Origin of the sequence: Paraburkholderia sp. 22098 (assembly GCF_052045935.1) — a bacterium.
Lineage (GTDB): Bacteria > Pseudomonadota > Gammaproteobacteria > Burkholderiales > Burkholderiaceae > Paraburkholderia > Paraburkholderia caledonica.
Genome location: NZ_JBQEPV010000002.1, coordinates 293,264 through 312,453, shown reverse-complemented (window position 1 = coordinate 312,453; position 19,190 = coordinate 293,264). Strand labels below are relative to the sequence as shown.

Sequence of the window (19,190 nt, the reverse complement as noted above, 5' to 3'; positions counted from 1 at the left end):
CGCGGCAGTCAGTGTCTTCTATCGTAGAGCCATGCACAGGCAAAACCGAGTGAAAAGACGGCCGTGATACCTGGGATGATCAATTGAACGAGTTGATTGGGCGTCATCTGTGCGGGCATGGCTCGTTCTTCGCTGCCGGTCACAACATCGCCGGGCCAATGGGTTGGTGGTTCTCAGAGCGTGTATCGTCAGCCGCCATTGACGACTCGCCCACAACTGGACGTGGCACGTGATATGGTCAGAGGATTGTACGCCTGGTGAATGGGTGCCCTTGGACAAGGCGATCGTGTCGCATCCGGTCTCGAGTTCGCAACTTGATGCGCTCGGGTGTCAGCAATTCTTTCTGATGTCGGCGAAGGTCCCTTATCTGTATGGCCGCGCAATGCCCGACGGCCACCGGCTCGGGACGGCTCAAAGCGGCCAGTCGGGCTCGCCGGTTGCAGACGTTCGCTTAGGGGCGCTGCGTCGCGTGTTCAGGGATTCAGGTTCGCGCACCCAGTTGCTTTAGCACGCATGGCCAATATCGAAGAAAAAGCTGCCCCCAAAGTTCGATCAATAAGTGCATGGCTTTACCTCCGGCCTCTTCCACGCATTCATGGGAGGTGCCGACGCATGATCACGCGGCTTCAAACTCAGTTCGTTGCAGTGAAGTGAGACCGGTCACCACATGTAACGTCAATAACGCATCGTTCGTATGCTGTTACTCGGCGTTGGGTAGAAGCGGTCTCAATATCGAGATTTGACTCGATAGGACGCACATGCGTACCGCCATCCAGTTTCTTAGCCAGGACGCGTTGCCATGCGCCCCGACTTTATTGCCAAAACGCAGAGCAGTCGAATCAGAAGCGATGCACCAGACCGACTCCGACCGCGATCTGGCTGCGCGACGACGACGGGGAACCACTGAAGCCATCCCCCAATGATGCCGTAGCCTCGATGATCTTGCCCTTGTTCAGCGTATCGCCGTTCGCACGCTGATACGACTGCACCGCGTAGAGACCCGTGCGCTTGGACAGCGCGTAGTACTGCGAGAGCGTGAACTGGTTGTACTGCGCTGCGCTCGTGATGCCGTTCGCCTTCGTAGCTCGCGTATAGCTGTATCCGGCAGCAAGATCCCACGCGCTCGCCGGCTTGAAATGCAGCACCGCGCCCGCCGTGTTGAAGATGGCGGTGTCGCGAAACGCCGAGCCCACGCCTGCGATGTATTGCACGTTGGAATACGACGCGCTCACATCCCACGCCGACGAAAAACGGTATCCGCCCGTCACTGCGACGCGCTGCTGCGCCTGGGCGGTCTGGTAGCCGTTATTGATGGCTGACACGGCCGTTTGCGCGCCGCCGTTCGAAGTCGTCGACGACGCCCCCCAGGCACCACCGCCCGGCGTCGAGTTGTTCACGCGCTGAACAGCCGCACCGATGCCGATCGGCCCGTTCTGATACTGCAGACCCGCGCTCCACGTGGAGCCAGCGTCGAAACTGCCCGGCACGCCACCGAGCGCATACGAAGTGCTGAAGGTGAAGCCGGCCAGTGTCGGTGACCGGTAGACAAGCGAGTTGTTCGCACGATAGATGTTGTCGAGTGAATCGATGTCGCCCGGATGGGCGCCGAAGTATCCGGTCAGCCAGGTGGTCGGACTCCACGGCGCGAGCATGTTGTAGTAAGCGGTGTACTGACGTCCAGCGGTCAAAGTACCGAAACGATCGTTCGTCACACCGACCCACGCCTGCCGTATAAAGATGCCGCCCGTGTACTGTGCGTTGCCGTTCGTGCTGTTGAAACCGTTTTCCAGTGTGAAAATGGTCTTCGTACCGCCCCCGAGGTCCTCGCTACCCTTGAGGCCGAAGCGGCTTCCCGCCCAGACGCCCGCGGTCATCTTGACGACGGAATGGCCGCCGGACCTTGAGCCCACCGAAGTCGCGCTGTTTTGCCACGCGAGACCGTTGTCGATGATCCCATACAGCGTCACGTTGCTCTGCGCATGCGCACCCATGCAAACACCACCCAGAATGCATGAACCGATTATGGTCTTTCTCATAGTTAGTATTCCTATTTACCTTGCAAAAAAGTGTTCCTGCTTTACGTTCCCTGTATCAGGCGTGCATGCTCAGCCAGCGCGCTGCACGGACGAGCAGATCGTCCGCAGAATCGAAAGTCTCCACGCCTACAACCTGCGGGGCGTCGCACACCGCGAACACCGGTTTGCCCCACTGCAGCCCGAGCGCGATCTCGGACAGCGTGCCGAGTCCACCGCCGACCGCCACGAGGCACAGCGCTGACCGAGCGATGAGCGCATTACGGGTTATGCCAAGTCCGGTCGGCAACGCAACGCGCAGGTACTGGTTAGCGCCTTCCGCATCGTCCTCGGGCAACAGGCCGATGGCAATGCCGTCGGCGCGGAACGCACCGCGCGCAGCCGCTTCCATCACCCCACCCTTACCACCGCCCACGATCGCAACGCCTGCTTTCGCGAACGCATATGCGATAGTTTCGGCCATCAGCAGTTGCTCCTGCGTGGCCGCTCTCGGGCCGATCACACCGACCGGCATCAGGTGCCGGTTCGCGCCGCGTTGACGCGCCGCGAGATCAGCCAGCGCGACATCGACGAGCCGCTTATGTTCAGTGTTGCCTTGGTCTGACAATCCATTCCCCCATTGCAAGTACACAGGTACAAAGCGCGGTCAACACGACCGACAGCACGGCGACCTGCGAAAAATCCGTCTGTCCGTCGGACAGCTTCAGGTACATCAAGAGCGGCAGAATATTGATCTGCGTACCGGCCAGCGCGACGGCCGTGCCGTAAGTGCCGAGCGCGATTGCCGCAACCAGGCACCAGGCCGCCGCCGCCGACGGCCACAGCTCGCGCCAGGCCACGTCGAGCCAGGCGCGCCATGGCCGTGCGCCGAGCGTCAGCGCCGCGTCGAGCGGACGACGATCAAAGTTGGCGAAGGCCGGATAGAGCATCAGCGCGACGCGCGGAATCAGGTAGTACGCGTACGCGATTGCGAGGCCGGCGCCGGTGTAGATCACGCCGCCCACCCGCGCCGGATCGGCGCCGAGCTTCGCGAGCAGCATCGTCACGAAACCTGCGCGACCGAAGCTCAGGATGAAGCCGTAGGCAATTACGAGACCCGAGAACGCGAGCGGCACACCGAGCACGGCGAGTGAGACGCGCCGCCGTTTCGGCGATTGCCCGGCCAGCGCGATAGCCAGCATCGCCCCGATCACCGTCGACATCGTGGCGGTGGCGGCCGCAAGGCCCAGCGAGCGACCTATCGCATCTGCCACCAGCGGGTCGCCGAGCACGGTGGCAAACGCGCGGCCACCGCCGTCAAACGCGGCACCGACGAGCGCCGCGAGTGGCAACGCGAAGGCGATCGCGAATAACAGCCCAGCCGGCAAGCCGCCGAAGCGGCGCAGCAAGCCCGCATCGCGGGTAGCGAAAGTCGAAGGCGGGCTCATCGCGGACGGCCCTGGTCATGACGGGAGGCCACGTCGTTCACTGCCCGAGCGTCGCGTGCGACCACAACTGGTCGACCTGCGCCTTCTGCGCAGCCGCCTTGACGACATCGAGCGGATGGACCTGCGGGGCGTTCGGCATCTTTGCCGCGATCTCCGGGGCCAGCGTCACGCCCGGCACGGAGGGCCGGACATAGCCCTGCGCGAACAAGGCCTGCCCCTTATCGCTCATCACGAAGTTGAGCCAAAGTTCGGCCGCCGACGGATTCGGCGCGTTCTTGACGAGGCTCATCGCATACGGCGCGGAAACGCTTCCGTCCTGTGGAATCACCACCTCGGCCGCATCGCCCATGCCGTCGTTGTACTTTGCTTTAAGCCCGTCATTCTCGTAGCCGATCAGAACCGGAATTTCACCCTTCACGAACTTCGCGTAGGGCGTGGTGCCCTCCACGCGCAGGACGTTGCCGGCCGTCTTCAGCTTGCCGAAAAAATCGGCGCCCGGCTTCGGGTCGTCGACGCTGCCGCCCATCGCGTAGGCTGCCGCGAACACGTCCACCTGCCCTTGTCCGGTCGAGCGCGGGTCGAGATACACAACGGCGTTCCTGTACTCGGGCTTCAGAAGATCCGACCAGCGCTTCGGCACCTCCTTGACAAGCTTCCTGTTGACGAGAAACGCGACGTTCAGCGAATGGACGGCAAACCACCGTGCGTCAGCATCGCGAAACACAGCCGGCAGCTTTTCGAAGTTCAGCGGCTTGAACGGTGCAACCACGTCTTTCGCCTTTGCGTCGAGCGCGGAAGCGGCGAAATAATAGGCCGTATCTGCCTGCGGGCGCCGCCGCGACTTGTCGAGCGTAACCACGGTGGCGGCGGAGCCGATGTCGTTGTACGTGATCTCGACCTTCGGATAGCGCTTGCGGAATTCGGCGAACAGCGCTTTCCAGTTAGCCCATTCGGGCCCAGTGTCGAACGAGACCACCAGGCCTTCGTCGGCGGCCTTCGTGTAGAGCGCGTCCTCGCCGGGATAGAGCGGCGCAGGCAGCGCGGCATGAGCGGCACAGGCGACGAGCGTGCCGAGCACAAGCGCGGTGGTTCGCAAGTGTTGAATCAAGCTGGGACCTTCAAACATCGTGGTTCTCCGTGATGCGTGTGGGTGTCCGCCGAGGCGGGTGATCGTATGTAGATAGGCGGGGCGTACCCGGCCCCCGGGGAAACCGCGCCGTCCCGATACCGCGGTGCATGTTCATTCTTGGGTGGCAGGCGGCAGCACGCGCAGATGCCGAGGTTCGATCGCGATGCTGTGCGAGGCGACCACACGCCCCTCGCCAAGCAAGGGAGCAGTGGCGCCATGAGGAACGAAGTCGTAGCGATACGTCGAGCCGAAATAGCGAACTTCACCGCGCGCGCCATGGATGCAGTTGACGCAGCCCTGCGCCGGGTCGGCCTGCACATGCTCGGGGCGCAGCAACAACTCGACGGCTTCACCCTCGCGCAATGGGCCGGTCGACGCGCAGAGCGTCGTGAAGCCGACATCGACGCGATCGGTCGCGATCACATGTCCGGGCAAGATCGTCGAATGGCCGATAAAGCGTGCGACGCGCGTCGAGGCCGGCTGTTCGTAGAGTTCATGCGGCGTGCCGATCTGCAGCACGCGGCCGCCGTCGACGATTGCGACGCGGTCGGCCATGCTGAGCGCCTCGTCCTGATCGTGCGTGACAAGCAGCGTGGTCGCGCCGCAGGCGCGTTGCAGCGTGCGGATCTCGTCGCGCAGCTGATGACGGATGCCGGCATCGAGCGCCGCGAGGGGCTCGTCGAGCAGCAGCACGCGCGGCTCTATCACCAGAGCACGGGCCAGCGCAACGCGCTGCTGCTGGCCGCCCGACAGTTGCGCCGGACGCCGCCCAACGTGACTCGCAAGGCCGACACGCTCAAGCATCGCGAGTGCCTGCCGGCGCCGTTCAACTGCCCCGAGTCCGCGCATCCGCAATCCGTAGGCTACGTTGTCGGTCACGCTCAAGTGCGGAAACAGCGCGTACTGCTGGAACACCATGCCGACACCGCGCTTCCAGACCGGCTGATCCGCCACGTCCTGGCCGCCGATCGCAATGCGACCGCTATGGCCCGTCAGCAGGCCCGCCGTCAGCCGCAGCAGCGTGGACTTGCCCGAGCCGCTCTGCCCAATCACGGCGAGCAGTTCGCCCGGCGCGGCCTTCAACGAGATGTCCGAGATGCCGTGCGAAGCACCCGGATAGGTATAGTTGACGGTATCGAATTCGAGGCTCATGGCATCACTTCAGTCGTTGCACAGCGGAGATCGATATAAGCGTGGCCGCCACGGCGAGCACCAGCAGCACGACGGTGGCCGCGCAGGCAAAGCCCGAGGCGCCATAGAACGCCTGCAGCAGCACCACCGGATAGTTGCGGTAGCGAAAGCCCGCGATCAGGTTCGAGATCTGGAATTCGCCGATCGACAGCGCCGCCACCATCACCAGACCCGAGAACAGGCTATGCCTCAGGTTCGGCAGCACCACGGTCAGAAATTGGCGCGCCGGCGTGGCGCCGAGCGTCGCCGCACAGGCTTCGAGCGTGGAAAGATCGAGATGGCGCAGGTCAGCGAGCAGCGTCTGCAACAGGTACGGCAGCGTCAGTACCGCATGCGCGAGGATCATCAGCCACAGGGTGCCGAGCCACGGCAGCGTAGCGCCGCCAAACACGGCGATATAGCCAAAGCCGAGCGTGAGCGCCGGCACGGCGATCGGCATCAGCATCACGAGCCGCGCGACAAGCCCGCGTCCGGCTCGCGCCCGGTGATGCAGCGCGTAAGCAAGCGGCACGCCGAGCACCGCGTTCAGCGCACAGCAGGCGAGCGCCACCGTCAGACTGATCGCGAACGCACGGCGAAAGCTGCGATCGGCCACCAGATCGGCGTACCAGTGGCCAGTCAGGCCGGTCGGCAGCAGCGTGTTAGTCCAGCTCTGGCCGGTCGAGCCGATTACCAGCAGCATGATCGGCAGCAACAGATAGAGCGCGAACAGCACCACCACCGCACGCACCAGCACGCGGCCCAGCGACGAAAAGCGACTGCTACGACGAACCGGAACATCAGCGGCACGGGCCGTGACAACGAAGGAAGACATCGACGAATCCGTGAACGGGCAGAAAGGACGGCGCAAAATCACGCTTAATCAGTGACTTGGCATCTCGACAACGGACGCCAGTGTGGGGTACCGACATGGCATCGTCATGAAAAAAACGTACAAAGTTCGCAACGTCCTTTGCGAATCTGGAACATCAGCGATGAAGCACCTGTATCCGAACATCGCCGAGCTGCATGCGTTCGCGAGCTCGGCCAGACACCTGAATTTCTCGTATGCGGCACGCGAACTGGGGCTCACGCCGAGCGCGGTGAGCCGACAGATCGCGAATCTGGAAGCGTTGTTCGGGGTGAAGCTGTTCATGCGCGAGGGACGCAACCTGTCCCTGACACGCGCCGGACAGGTCTATCACGCGCGCGTCACGGGTCCGCTGCGCGAGATCGGCAACGCGTCGATCGAGCTATTGAGCGTGCGCGAGGACAGCGACCTGCTGACCATCGCGAGCGTGCCGACCTTCACCACCAAGTGGCTGGTACCGAGGCTGCCGTCGTTCCTCGCGGTCGCGCCAAACGTCACGCTGAGTTTCCGACGTCATCTGGCGCATGGTGATCCATTCCCGTTCGGGCTCGACGCAGCCATCCGTTATGGCGACGGCCACTGGGAAGGGGTACGCTGCGACTATCTGGCCGGGCGAACCTTCGTGCCCGTCTGCTCGCCCGATTTTGCGGCCCAACATGCGCTCCGCACGCCAGCAGATCTGGCGGCCGCCCCACGGCTTGTTCATGAACAGGCAGAAAGCGTGTGGTCCAAATGGTCGGAAACCTATCGCGTCACGCAAATGAACGCATTCTCCGGGCCTCGCTTCGAGCAATACTCTGTGTTGATCCAGGCCGCCCATGCAGGGCTTGGCCTCGCGCTGGTGCCGGAGTTCCTGGTAGGGGCGCCAATCGACGCGGGGATGCTCGTACAGCCCGTGGACGCGCCAGTCGATGTCGACAATCATGGCCACTATCTCTGCTATACGCCAGACCGTTTCGAAACGAGCGCGGCGCTGCGCAGACTGCGCGACTGGATGCTGGAGGAATTCGAAGCGCTCGGTGCTTCGTGAGCGACTTAAGGACTACCGAAATCGATATGCACGTTCGCCGAAGGAGTTAATACAACATTACGGGAATAGCGACGTGGTGATCGGGGCTGACGCATGCTAACGGCGTCCTGGGTTCAGGCAACTCAGTGAAGCACGTTCGTGTCAGCGATCAATTTCGGACGGGCAAGCCTGCACCTCATGAGGGTTGCGTACATCGACAACCATACGCTCCTGGCGCCCTCCGCGGTAGGAGTCGCATTCGATCGAAAGGTGAAAGGTGCGCGGCCGGGGAACTATCCATGTTCGATCTAAAGGCGCCGACGTTGTGATCGTCGATGACCCCTATGGAACCGTGAGCCAGTTGCTCGGCTGCTCGCGCACACTGACGTGGATAAAGGGCCGTTCATGCATCGACTTCTGGTGCTTCCGGTCCTGGTGGAGCGTGTCCTTGAAATTCTTGGGATTCCGCGCTCCGCGGTGCGGATGTACTCAGTCGGAGGTGTGCGGCTCTGATATCGGAAAATATTTTATGAGGCAAACTGCACTTGCACTGCTGACTGTAGTCAGCGTCGCGGCCCACGCGGAAATTCGCCGCTACATCGCGATGGACGCCGATAGTTCGGCTTCTCAACTGGTATCGCGGTGGGCTGCGCTCGATGGTCGAACCGTGAAGTGGAACGCCACTGGCGACTACCCGGTGCACAATGCGGCCCGGTTGAATGCGACGGGAACTCGCCACGGCTGTGAATCTCGATGACGCCTTCGAGCGGGTCGCGAACCTCGCGCACGAAGAAAAGTCCGACGCACCGTCTTTGCGTGCCTGCGCGTACCAGCATGCACGGTGGTCTCCGTCGCGGGCACTTACCTTTTGGGTTTGCCCGCGCCGTTGTGGGCCGGACGATCCATCGTATAGCTCTGCCCCGACTTTGGCGTAGGCGGCATAGGCTTGCCTTTCACCGCCGTCCGCTCTTCCCCGGTCTGGCCACCTCGCGGACCCACGATTCCATACTCGCCAGATCTCGGCGCGATTTGCCCGGGTTTTAGTTTCTCATCCATTACCTAGTACTCCTAATTACACGCACAGATCAATGCCAGCGAGTTGCCAACATAATGTCGCGCACTACCCAAGAAATAGTCGCCTCCTCAAGCAGAATGTCGGCGGCTGGCTAGGTGGCGTCACCCCGTAGTTCTTACATCGGTGTGCAACCATTGGCAATCTCTACCGCAAACCAACTGTCTGAGGTTAACCCTGCGCACTAAATAGGATAAAAAAACATGGTGCGCCACAACATCTTGTGTTGCGGCGCAGCCCAAACAACCTCGCCTAGGCGTGCGGCCCTTTGTTGCGGTACGGCGCGGGAAAATCACGCGCTATGCGGCCAGAGCGAGCCCGCCAAACGGTGATCGACTTCGTTTCGGGCATACCAGGCAACTCCGTCGAGGCCCTAGGTGACGCGCCGGACAAACTGAAGATATGCAAAATGCCCAGCAGTACTTCTCGGGTGCGAGTGCGGCTGCTGCCGAGAAATAGGCCGTCAAGGCTGTACTGTGGTGCTAGGTTCGAGGGATCTCGGCTCGATCAGCCAATGCGCCAAGGGTTCATGTCATCAACTCCGACAAGAGTGTTCGGCCCCACCAGACCTGCAAAGTCACGGATGAACTTCGTTTTTCCCTGCCAGATCTAGGCCGTCTGCCGTGCAGGTCCGGGCACAAGCCACCGTGCAACGCATCGATGCGGCGGTGTTCAGGCACCCGGGACGACGGGCACACGCTTGCTGCCTGCCATTCCGGCGACGACTTGACGATACCAGGTGCGATATCCCGACAATTGTGCGCCGCACACCGAATTTTCCCGATGCAGCAGAGTATGTTGCATCCGAATGGCAGTTTCTGGATTGCTGCAGACTATGTTGTGCACCAATAAGAGCAAAAAAAAGGCGTCACGTTACCGTGACGCCTTGAAAAGTTCTAGCCATTCCGAGGGCCGTGCTAGAACCTGAGAGAAGGTATTTCGAAAAATTGGCGGGGTGACCAAACGCGCTTGAGCGGTGTCGAACACAGACGGCGCCAAGCGACGAGTATCAAAGTAGGCAGACCACTACAGTCTCCGAGCCGCCAAAACTGAAAGGCAAAAACGCGACCCTATCACCCCTTTCGAAATGAGGTTCCATTTTTTCCGGTAATGCTGACTTAGTCAAGCAAAATCTCGGAACCTTCGGCGCGGCGTCGGAAATTATTTCGCTACAATGATCAGATGAAGAAAATACGGGGCGTAGCAACCTTATGCGATGGGCGTTTCAAACCGTACGCCTCACCGTTAAGCGCCCCTCTGAGCCATTAATCTGAAATAACGTTTCACAATTCACATGAACCCACGCACGCGACTCAATACTTTCGCCGACCCCGTCAAGGAAAAAGACGGCTCCGGCGACGAAGTCACCGCGCTGGCCCGTGGTCTGACAGTGCTCCGCGCGATTGCCGCCGCAGACGCGCCGCTCAGCAACCGCGAGTTGACCGAACTTACCGGCATCCCGAAGCCGACCGTCTCGCGTATCACCGCGACGCTCGTGGGCACCGGCTTCCTATTCCGGTTGCCGGACAGCGAGCGCTTCGTGCTGACTTCGTCGGTGCTGGAACTGAGCAATGGCTTTCTGCGCAATTTCGACATTCGCGCGCGTGCCCGCCCGTTTCTAATCGAACTCGCGGAACGCACCCGGCTTTCGGTGCATCTCGCCGTGCGCGACCGGCTCGACATGGTGGTGATCGACGTGATCCGGCCACGGTCGGCCGTGCTCGTGTCGCGCCTCGAGGTGGGCGCGCGGATGAGCCTGAGCCGCACTGCCATCGGCCGCGCCTACCTGGCGGCGCTCGACGAGCCGGAGCGCACGAAACTGCTGACCGGATTGCAGGCCGCCGAGGGCGACGACTGGGGCCACGTCGGCGGCCGGCTCGAAACGGCGCTGCAGGAAACCATGGAGCGCGGCTTCGCGATCGCGACCGGCGAATGGCACGACGGACTGAATGCGATCGCGCTCGGCTTCACCGGGCCGTCCGGCGAGCGGTACGCGGTCAATTGCGGCGGCTCCGCCGACCAGTGCCCGCGCGACTGGCTCATCAACCGTGCCGGGCCCCACCTGCTCGATTGTGTCGCGCGAATCGTGCTGGAGATCGGGGGAACGCCGGGACGCCGTCTCGACAACTGAACAACAGGTGTGCCGCAAACGCACTGCCCGCCCCGCGCAGCGGCGAGCCATTCCACATCGTGTAACCGGCGTAATCAAACGAAAAATACGCGGGTGGACTGTTACAGAGCGCGGGACGTAGGATCATGCATTCCTGTCGCGGAGCCGCCCGCGCGGTCGGGCTTCGGGCCGTCCGGCACGGTGCGCCGAATCCCCGAGCGCACGCGTGTCCCGCAGCACTGTGCATGCATCGTAGGCCACGTCTCAGGTAGCATCGCGCTGAACATTTGCGGACCGACCGCTGTCGAAACCGCCTGTCGCGCGATCCGCACGCATCGGGCGCCACGCGCCGATGCGGCACAATCGCGCGAACGCCTCACTTCCAAGCCAGTCACTGACCGAACCGATGGACGAACAACAACAGCATTCGGAAACTTCACGCCCCACCGCTCCGGTTTCCCCGACGCCCGCCAGTGGCGGGCCTGACCGTCCGTTGCATAGTCGCGATAAGCGGGACACGCCGCCCGCCGCCGTCAAATCGCATCGCGGCCGCAATATCGCACTCATCGTCGCCGCGCTCGCGATTCTCGGCTTCGTGCTGTGGCGCTGGCATCCGTGGGGCTCGCCGGACGGCGCCGCCGCACCGGGCGCGAGCGGCACACATAGCGGGCGCTCCGGCCGCGGCGGCCCGGGCGGCATGGCAAACATGCCGCAACCGGTCCATGTGGCCACGGCGACGCAAGGCGAGATGCCGGTTGTGTTGACTGCGCTCGGCACCGTCACCCCGCTCGCCAGCGTGACGGTATTGCCGCAACTGAGCGGCACGCTGCAAGAGGTGTATTTCAAGGAAGGCCAGATGGTCAGGAAGGGCGACCTGCTCGCGCAGATCGACCCGCGTCCCTACCAGATCTCGCTCAGCAACGCCGAAGGCACGCTCGCGCGCGACGAGGCGCTGCTGCAAACCGCGCGTCTTGACCTCAAGCGCTATCAGACGCTGCTTTCGCAAGACTCGATCGCGAGCCAGCAGGTCGATACGCAGGCATCGCTCGTGCGCCAATATGAAGGCACCGTGAAGTCCGACAAGGCCAACGTCGACACCTTCAAACTCGACCTGGTTTATGCGCGAATCACCGCACCGGTGTCGGGGCGCGTCGGCTTGCGGCAGGTAGATCCCGGCAACTACGTGACGCCGAGCCTGACCAACGGCATCGTCGTGATTACCCAATTGCAGCCGATCAGCGTCATCTTCACCACCTCCGAAGACAACCTGCAGCAGATTCTCGATCAGGCGCAATCCGGCACGAAGCTCTCGGTCACCGCTTACGACCGCAGCAACACCACGTCGCTCGAAGGCGGCACACTCGAAACGCTCGACAACCAGATCGACACCACGACCGGCACCGTCAAGCTGCGCGCGATCTTCCAGAACAACAAGAACCTGTTGTTCCCGAATCAGTTCGTGAACACACGCTTGCTCGTCAATACGATCAAGGACGCAGTGATCGTACCGACATCGGCTGTGCTGAACGGCTCCATGGGCCAGTTCGTGTACGTCGTGAAGCCTGACAACACCGTCACGGTCCGCCCAGTGAAGGTCGGCCCCGTCGACGGCGAGCGCACCAGCATCAAGTCGGGTCTGCAAGTGGGCGAGCGCGTCGTGATCGACGGTTCGGACCGCCTGAAGGAAGGCGCGAAGATCACGATTCCGGCGGACAAGCCACGCGGCGCGCGCGGGGCCAGCGGGGCCAGCGGCGCAGCCGCAGCTGTGGCCTCGGGTGCCTCCGGCGCCTCGGCTGCACGCCTGCATCACGGCAAGCACGCCGCGCAAGCTTCGCAATAAGGGCACGGCACTTACCGCATGAATCCATCCCGCGCCTTTATTCTGCGCCCCGTCGGCACCGCGCTGCTGATGGCGGCGATCATGCTGGTCGGCCTCGTCGCGCTGCGCTTCTTGCCGCTCTCAGCGCTGCCGCAGGTCGACTATCCGACCATCCAGGTGCAAACGTTCTATCCGGGCGCGAGCCCGGACGTAATGACGTCGTCGGTCACCGCGCCGCTCGAACGTCAGTTCGGGCAGATGCCCTCGCTGAATCAGATGTCGTCGCAAAGCTCGGCCGGCTCGTCGATCATCACGCTGCAGTTCAGCCTCGACCTGCCGCTCGATATCGCCGAGCAGGAAGTGCAGGCCGCGATCAACGCGGCGGGCAACCTGCTGCCCTCGGACCTGCCCGCGCCGCCGATCTACGCCAAGGTCAATCCCGCCGATGCGCCGATCATCACGCTCGCCATCACGTCGAAAACATTGCCGCTCACGCAGGTTCAGGATCTCGCCGACACGCGTCTTGCGCAGAAAATTTCGCAGGTCGCGGGCGTGGGACTCGTGAGTCTGTCGGGCGGCCAGCGGCCGGCCGTACGAATCCAGGCGAACCCGCGCGCGCTCGCCGCTTATGGGTTGAATCTGGACGACTTGCGCACCACGATTTCGAACCTGAACGTCAACACGCCAAAGGGCAACTTCGACGGCCCGACGCGCAACTACACGATCAACGCGAACGACCAGTTGACCGACGCCGACGCGTACAAGAGCGCGGTGGTCGCGTACAAGAACGGCCGTCCCGTGATGCTGACCGACGTCGCCACCATCGTGCAGGGCGCGGAAAATACGAAGCTCGGCGCATGGGTCGACGGCACGCCCGCGATCATTCTGAACGTGCAGCGCCAGCCGGGCGCGAACGTGATTCAGGTCGTGGACAGCATCAAGAAACTGCTGCCCCAGTTGCAGCAATCGCTGCCGGCCGCACTCGAGGTGCAGGTCGTCACCGACCGCACCACCACGATCCGCGCTTCCGTGCGCGACGTGCAATTCGAACTGGCCATGTCGGTCGTGCTCGTCGTGCTCGTCATGTACCTGTTTCTCGCCAACGTGTACGCGACCATCATTCCGAGCCTGTCGGTGCCGCTCTCGCTGATCGGCACGCTCGCGGTGATGTATCTGTGCGGCTTCTCGCTGGATAACTTATCGCTAATGGCCTTGACGATCGCGACCGGCTTCGTGGTCGACGACGCGATCGTCATGATCGAGAACATCGCGCGCTATGTCGAGGAAGGCGAAGCGCCGCTCGAAGCCGCGTTGAAAGGTTCGAAGCAGATCGGCTTCACGATCATTTCGCTGACCGTCTCGCTGATCGCCGTGCTGATTCCGCTACTCTTCATGGGCGACGTCGTAGGCCGCCTGTTCCATGAATTCGCAATCACGCTCGCGGTGACCATCGTCATTTCGGCAATCGTGTCCCTGACGCTGGTGCCCATGATGTGCGCAAAACTGTTGCGCCACACGCCACCGCACGAGAGCCACCGCTTCGAGGCGCGCGCACACCGCACGATTGACTGGGTGATCGCCCGTTATGCGGTCGCGCTCACGTGGGTCCTGAGCCGGCAGCGCGCCACGCTGGTCGTTGCGGTGCTGACGCTCGTGCTGACCGCGTTGCTCTACGTGTTCATTCCCAAGGGCTTCTTCCCGGTGCAGGATACGGGCGTGATCCAGGCGATCACACAGGCGCCGCAGTCGGTGTCGTATGCGTCGATGGCCGAGCGCCAGCAGGAACTCGCCGCGCAGATTCTGAAAAACCCGGACGTGGAAAGCCTGACCTCTTTCATCGGCGTGGACGGCAGCAACATCACGTTGAACAGCGGCCGTATGCTCATCAACCTGAAGCCGCGCGACGACCGTAGCAGCACCGCGAGCGAAGTGATCCGGCAACTGCAACGGGACGTCGCGCATATCGCGGGCGCGTCGCTGTACATGCAACCGGTGCAGGATCTGACGATCGATTCGACCGTGAGCCCTACGCAGTACCAGTTCATGTTGACCGACCCGAACATGAGCGAATTCACGACCTGGGTGCCGAAGCTCGTCGAGCGGTTGAAGCAGTCGCCGGAACTCGCGGACGTCGCAACCGACCTGCAGGACAACGGTCAGTCGGTCTACATCGAAATCGACCGTGCCACCGCGTCGCGTTATGGCATCACGCCCGCCACCGTGGATAACGCGCTCTACGACGCATTCGGCCAGCGCATCGTCTCGACGATTTTCACGCAGTCGAACCAGTACCGCGTGATCCTGGAAGCGCAGCCGTCGATGCAGCACTACACCGAGTCGCTCAACTCGATCTATCTGCCCTCTTCCACCTCGTCGGGCGGACAAGTGCCGCTCTCCTCGATCGCGAGATTCATCGAAAAACCGGCTCCGTTGCTCGTCACGCACCTGAGCCAGTTTCCCGCCACGACGGTGTCGTTCAACCTGGCGCCGGGATCGTCGCTTGGCGCGGCCGTCAAGGCAATTGGGCAGGCGGAAAAGGACATCGGTTTGCCGGCCTCGTTCCAGACGCGCTATCAGGGCGCGGCGCTCGCGTTCCAGGCGTCGTTATCGAACGAACTGTTCCTGATCCTGGCAGCCATCGTCACGATGTATATCGTGCTCGGCGTGCTGTATGAGAGCTTCATCCATCCGATCACAATTCTTTCGACGCTGCCTTCGGCAGGCGTGGGCGCATTGCTCGCGCTGCTGATCACGGGCCACGACCTGGACATCATCGGCATTATCGGCATCGTGCTGCTGATCGGCATCGTGAAGAAAAACGCGATCATGATGATCGACTTCGCGCTTTATGCGGAACGCGAAGAAGGCAAGGCGCCGCGCGAAGCCATTTATCAGGCGTGCCTGCTGCGCTTCCGGCCGATCCTGATGACCACGCTCGCCGCGCTGCTCGGCGCGCTGCCGCTGATGCTCGGCACCGGCGCCGGTTCGGAATTGCGTCGCCCGCTCGGTATTGCGATTGCTGGCGGCCTGATCGTCAGCCAGTTGCTGACGCTCTTTACCACGCCGGTGATTTACCTCGCGTTCGATTCGCTGGCCCGCCGCACGCGCGAGCGCTTCAACCGCGGCGGTCCATCGGCGGGCGCAACACCGCCCGCCACGGACGCGGGGAACTGATGCGATGAACCTGTCGCGTCCGTTTATCTCGCGCCCCGTCGCCACCACACTGCTGGCAATCGGCATTGCGCTGTCCGGCATCTTCGCGTTCACGAAGCTGCCGGTTGCGCCGCTCCCGCAGGTCGATTTCCCGACCATTTCGGTCCAGGCATCGTTGCCGGGTGCAAGCCCGGACACGGTAGCGACCAGCGTGGCGAGTCCGCTCGAACGGCATCTCGGTTCGATCGCCGACGTCACGGAAATGACGTCGACGAGTTCGGTCGGCTCGACGCGCATCACCATGCAGTTCGGTCTGAACCGCAACATCGACGGCGCAGCGCGCGACGTGCAAGCGGCGATCAACGCCGCGCGCGCCGATCTGCCTGCGAGTCTGCGCAGCAATCCGACTTATCACAAGGTCAATCCGGCTGACGCGCCGATCATGATTCTCGCGCTCACGTCGAAAACGCTCACCGCCGGTCAGCTGTACGACTCGGCGGCCACGGTGCTGCAGCAGTCGCTGTCGCAAGTGGACGGTGTGGGCGAAGTGGACGTGAGCGGCTCGGCGAATCCGGCTGTTCGCGTCGAACTGGAGCCGCAAGCGCTTTTTCACTACGGCATCGGTCTCGAAGACGTGCGCGCGGCGCTCGCCGCGGCCAACGCGAACAGTCCCAAGGGTTCAATCGAGTTCGGCCCGAACCGCGTGCAGATTTATACGAACGACCAGGCGAGCAAGGCGTCGCAGTACCGCGACCTCGTCATCGCCTATCGCAACGGCTCGGCGGTCAAGCTGTCGGACGTGGCGGAAGTCGTCGATTCCGTCGAAGATCTGCGCAACCTCGGGCTCTTCAACGGCAAGCGTTCGGTGCTCGTGATCCTGTATCGCCAGCCGGGCGCGAACATCATTGAAACCGTTGACCGCGTCACGGCTATGCTGCCGCAACTGCATGCGTCGCTGCCGGCCGACGTCGACATCTCGCCCACGTCCGACCGCTCGGTCACGATCCGCGCGTCGCTGAAAGACACCGAGTACACGCTGATGATCGCGGTCGCGCTCGTCGTGATGGTCGTATTCCTGTTCCTGCGCAACTGGCGCGCCACGCTCATTCCGAGCGTGGCGGTGCCGATCTCGATCATCGGCACGTTCGGCGCGATGTACCTGCTCGGCTTCTCGATCGACAACCTCTCGCTGATGGCGCTGACTATCGCGACGGGCTTCGTCGTGGACGACGCCATCGTGGTGCTGGAAAACATCTCGCGTCATATCGAGAACGGCGTACCGCGCATGAAGGCTGCATTCATCGGCGCGCGCGAAGTCGGCTTCACGGTCATGTCGATCAGCATCTCGCTCGTCGCCGTGTTCCTGCCGATTTTGCTGATGGGCGGCATCGTGGGCCGGCTGTTCCGCGAGTTCGCGCTGACGCTGTCGCTCGCAATCGGCGTGTCGCTGATCGTCTCGCTCACGCTCACGCCAATGATGTGCTCCCGCCTTCTGCGCGAGCCCCGCGAACAGAAAGAGGAAGGCCGTTTCGGACGCTGGCTCGAACGCGGTTTTGCGTCCATGCAACGCGGCTACGAACGCACGCTGGGCTGGGCGCTTCTGCATCCGCGCCTGATCCTCACCATTCTGCTCGCGACCATCGGCCTGAATATCTGGCTGTATATCATCGTGCCGAAGGGCTTCTTCCCGCAGCAGGATACCGGGCGGCTCATCGGCGGCATTCAGGCGGACCAGAGCACGTCTTTCCAGGCCATGAAAGGCAAGTTCGCCGAGATGATGGAGATCGTCAGCAAGAACCCAGCCGTGGATAGCGTGGTCGGTTTCACGGGCGGGCGGCAGACCAACTCGGGCTTCATGTTCGTGTCGCTCAAATCGAAAGGCGAGCGCAAGCTTTCCGCCGATCAGGTGATCCAGCAACTGCGCGCGCCGCTTGGCGACGTGGCTGGCGCACGCACGTTCCTGCAATCGGTGCAGGACATCCGCGTGGGCGGCCGGCAATCGAATGCGCAGTATCAGTTCACGCTGCTCGCCGATTCGACACCCGACCTGTACCTGTGGGGACCGAAGCTCACCGAGGCACTGCAGGCGCGCCACGAACTGACCGACGTGAATTCCGACCAGCAGCAAGGCGGCCTCGAAGCGATGGTGACCATCGACCGCGCGAGCGCGTCGCGACTCGGCATCAAGCCCGCGCAGATCGACAACACGCTGTACGACGCATTCGGTCAGCGCCAGGTATCGACGATCTACAACCCGTTGAACCAGTATCACGTGGTGATGGAAGTCGCGCCGAAGTACTGGCAGAGCCCCGACATGCTGAAGCAGATTTACGTCAGCACGTCGGGCGGCAGCGCGAGCGGCGCGCAGACCACCAACGCGCCTGCGGGCACGGTGACGAAGGCGACCACCACGTCGTCCACGAGCGCGTCGGCGGGGGGCACCGCGGGCACCACGGCGTCGAGCGCCGCGACGATTGCCGCCGATTCCGCGCGTAACCAGGCGATCAATTCGATCGCCGCGAGCGGCAAGTCGAGCGCTTCGTCGGGCGCGGCCGTGTCGACTTCGAAGGAAACCATGGTGCCGCTGTCGGCAATTGCGAGCTTCAGTCCGGGCAATACGCCGTTGTCGGTGAATCACCAGAGTCAGTTCGTGGCTTCGACGATCTCGTTCAACCTGCCGCCCGGCGTGTCGCTGTCCACGGCAACCCAGGCGATCTACGAGACCATGGCGCAGATCGGCATGCCGGCGACGATCCACGGCAGCTTCCAGGGAACGGCGCAGGCTTTCCAGCAGTCCATGTCGGACCAGCCGATTCTGATTCTGGCCGCTCTCGCTGCGGTGTACATCGTGCTCGGCATCCTGTACGAGAGCTACATTCACCCGCTGACCATTCTGTCGACGCTGCCGTCGGCGGGCGTGGGCGCGCTGCTGGCGCTGCTGCTCTTCAAGACCGAGTTCAGCATCATCGCGTTGATCGGCGTGATTCTGCTGATCGGCATCGTCAAGAAGAACGCGATCATGATGGTGGACTTCGCTATCGAAGCGTCGCGGCAAGGCCGCTCGTCGCGCGATGCGATTCACGAGGCGTGCCTGCTGCGTTTCCGTCCGATCATGATGACCACGTTCGCGGCCATGCTCGGCGCAGTGCCGCTTGCGTTCGGGCGCGGCGAAGGCGCCGAGTTGCGCGCGCCGCTCGGCATTGCGATTGTCGGCGGGCTGATTGTCAGCCAGATGCTGACCTTGTACACGACACCGGTGGTCTATCTTTACATGGACCGGATTCGCGTTCGCTGGGAGTCGAGGAAAGCGCGTAGAAGCGGAATTGCTCCGTCTGCGTGATGCATGGCGTTGTGGGGTTGTGGCGTTGTGTGGGCACAGCGGTTGAAGCGGCAGTGC

At 62.8% G+C, this 19,190-nt stretch carries 12 protein-coding genes; 6 read left to right on the top strand and 6 right to left on the bottom strand.

Going from position 1 to position 19,190, the window contains the following annotated elements; all coding sequences use genetic code 11:
- The first annotated feature begins 265 nt into the window (after window positions 1-265).
- Window positions 266-508 carry a hypothetical protein gene (locus tag ACTJLB_RS04790; protein ID WP_440782623.1) on the top strand — a complete coding sequence of 81 codons (243 nt, stop codon included), beginning with the start codon at window positions 266-268 and terminating at the stop codon, window positions 506-508.
- A gap of 331 nt (window positions 509-839) precedes the next feature.
- On the opposite strand, the gene ACTJLB_RS04785 is transcribed toward ACTJLB_RS04790, so the two are convergent.
- The 6 genes from ACTJLB_RS04785 to ACTJLB_RS04760 all read right to left on the bottom strand — a co-directional run bounded on the left by ACTJLB_RS04785 (window position 840) and on the right by ACTJLB_RS04760 (window position 6,594).
- Window positions 840-2,036: a porin gene (locus ACTJLB_RS04785; RefSeq protein ID WP_440782622.1), complete on the bottom strand. Its 1,197-nt coding sequence runs from the start codon at window positions 2,034-2,036 to the stop codon at window positions 840-842.
- A gap of 55 nt (window positions 2,037-2,091) precedes the next feature.
- Window positions 2,092-2,547, bottom strand: coding sequence for a TIGR00725 family protein (locus ACTJLB_RS04780; RefSeq protein ID WP_440782836.1), 456 nt, complete (start codon window positions 2,545-2,547; stop codon window positions 2,092-2,094).
- 70 nt (window positions 2,548-2,617) lie between these two features.
- Window positions 2,618-3,460, bottom strand: coding sequence for an ABC transporter permease (locus ACTJLB_RS04775; RefSeq protein WP_440782621.1), 843 nt, complete (start codon window positions 3,458-3,460; stop codon window positions 2,618-2,620).
- A gap of 37 nt (window positions 3,461-3,497) precedes the next feature.
- A complete protein-coding gene (locus ACTJLB_RS04770; protein WP_440782620.1) occupies window positions 3,498-4,586 on the bottom strand; it encodes an extracellular solute-binding protein in 1,089 nt (362 codons plus the stop codon).
- 114 nt (window positions 4,587-4,700) lie between these two features.
- The gene (locus ACTJLB_RS04765) at window positions 4,701-5,741 is read right to left on the bottom strand and encodes an ABC transporter ATP-binding protein (RefSeq protein ID WP_440782619.1); all 1,041 of its coding nucleotides are present in this window, start codon (window positions 5,739-5,741) and stop codon (window positions 4,701-4,703) included.
- A gap of 4 nt (window positions 5,742-5,745) precedes the next feature.
- Entirely contained in the window at window positions 5,746-6,594 is an 849-nt protein-coding gene (locus ACTJLB_RS04760) for an ABC transporter permease (RefSeq protein WP_440782618.1), read from the bottom strand.
- A gap of 160 nt (window positions 6,595-6,754) precedes the next feature.
- Between ACTJLB_RS04760 and ACTJLB_RS04755 the strand changes: the two genes are divergently transcribed.
- The 5 genes from ACTJLB_RS04755 (at window position 6,755) to ACTJLB_RS04735 (ending at window position 19,133) form a co-directional block, all read left to right on the top strand.
- Window positions 6,755-7,660 carry a LysR substrate-binding domain-containing protein gene (locus tag ACTJLB_RS04755; RefSeq protein WP_440782617.1) on the top strand — a complete coding sequence of 302 codons (906 nt, stop codon included), beginning with the start codon at window positions 6,755-6,757 and terminating at the stop codon, window positions 7,658-7,660.
- Between the two features lie 2,345 nt (window positions 7,661-10,005).
- Window positions 10,006-10,842 (top strand): IclR family transcriptional regulator, encoded by an 837-nt coding sequence (locus ACTJLB_RS04750; protein WP_392393426.1) that lies wholly within the window; start codon window positions 10,006-10,008, stop codon window positions 10,840-10,842.
- 385 nt (window positions 10,843-11,227) lie between these two features.
- Window positions 11,228-12,661 (top strand): MdtA/MuxA family multidrug efflux RND transporter periplasmic adaptor subunit, encoded by a 1,434-nt coding sequence (locus ACTJLB_RS04745; protein WP_440782616.1) that lies wholly within the window; start codon window positions 11,228-11,230, stop codon window positions 12,659-12,661.
- An 18-nt stretch (window positions 12,662-12,679) separates the two neighbouring features.
- Window positions 12,680-15,814 carry an MdtB/MuxB family multidrug efflux RND transporter permease subunit gene (locus tag ACTJLB_RS04740; RefSeq protein ID WP_020071469.1) on the top strand — a complete coding sequence of 1,045 codons (3,135 nt, stop codon included), beginning with the start codon at window positions 12,680-12,682 and terminating at the stop codon, window positions 15,812-15,814.
- A gap of 4 nt (window positions 15,815-15,818) precedes the next feature.
- The gene (locus ACTJLB_RS04735; RefSeq protein ID WP_020071468.1) at window positions 15,819-19,133 is read left to right on the top strand and encodes an efflux RND transporter permease subunit; all 3,315 of its coding nucleotides are present in this window, start codon (window positions 15,819-15,821) and stop codon (window positions 19,131-19,133) included.
- Window positions 19,134-19,190 lie beyond the last annotated feature (57 nt).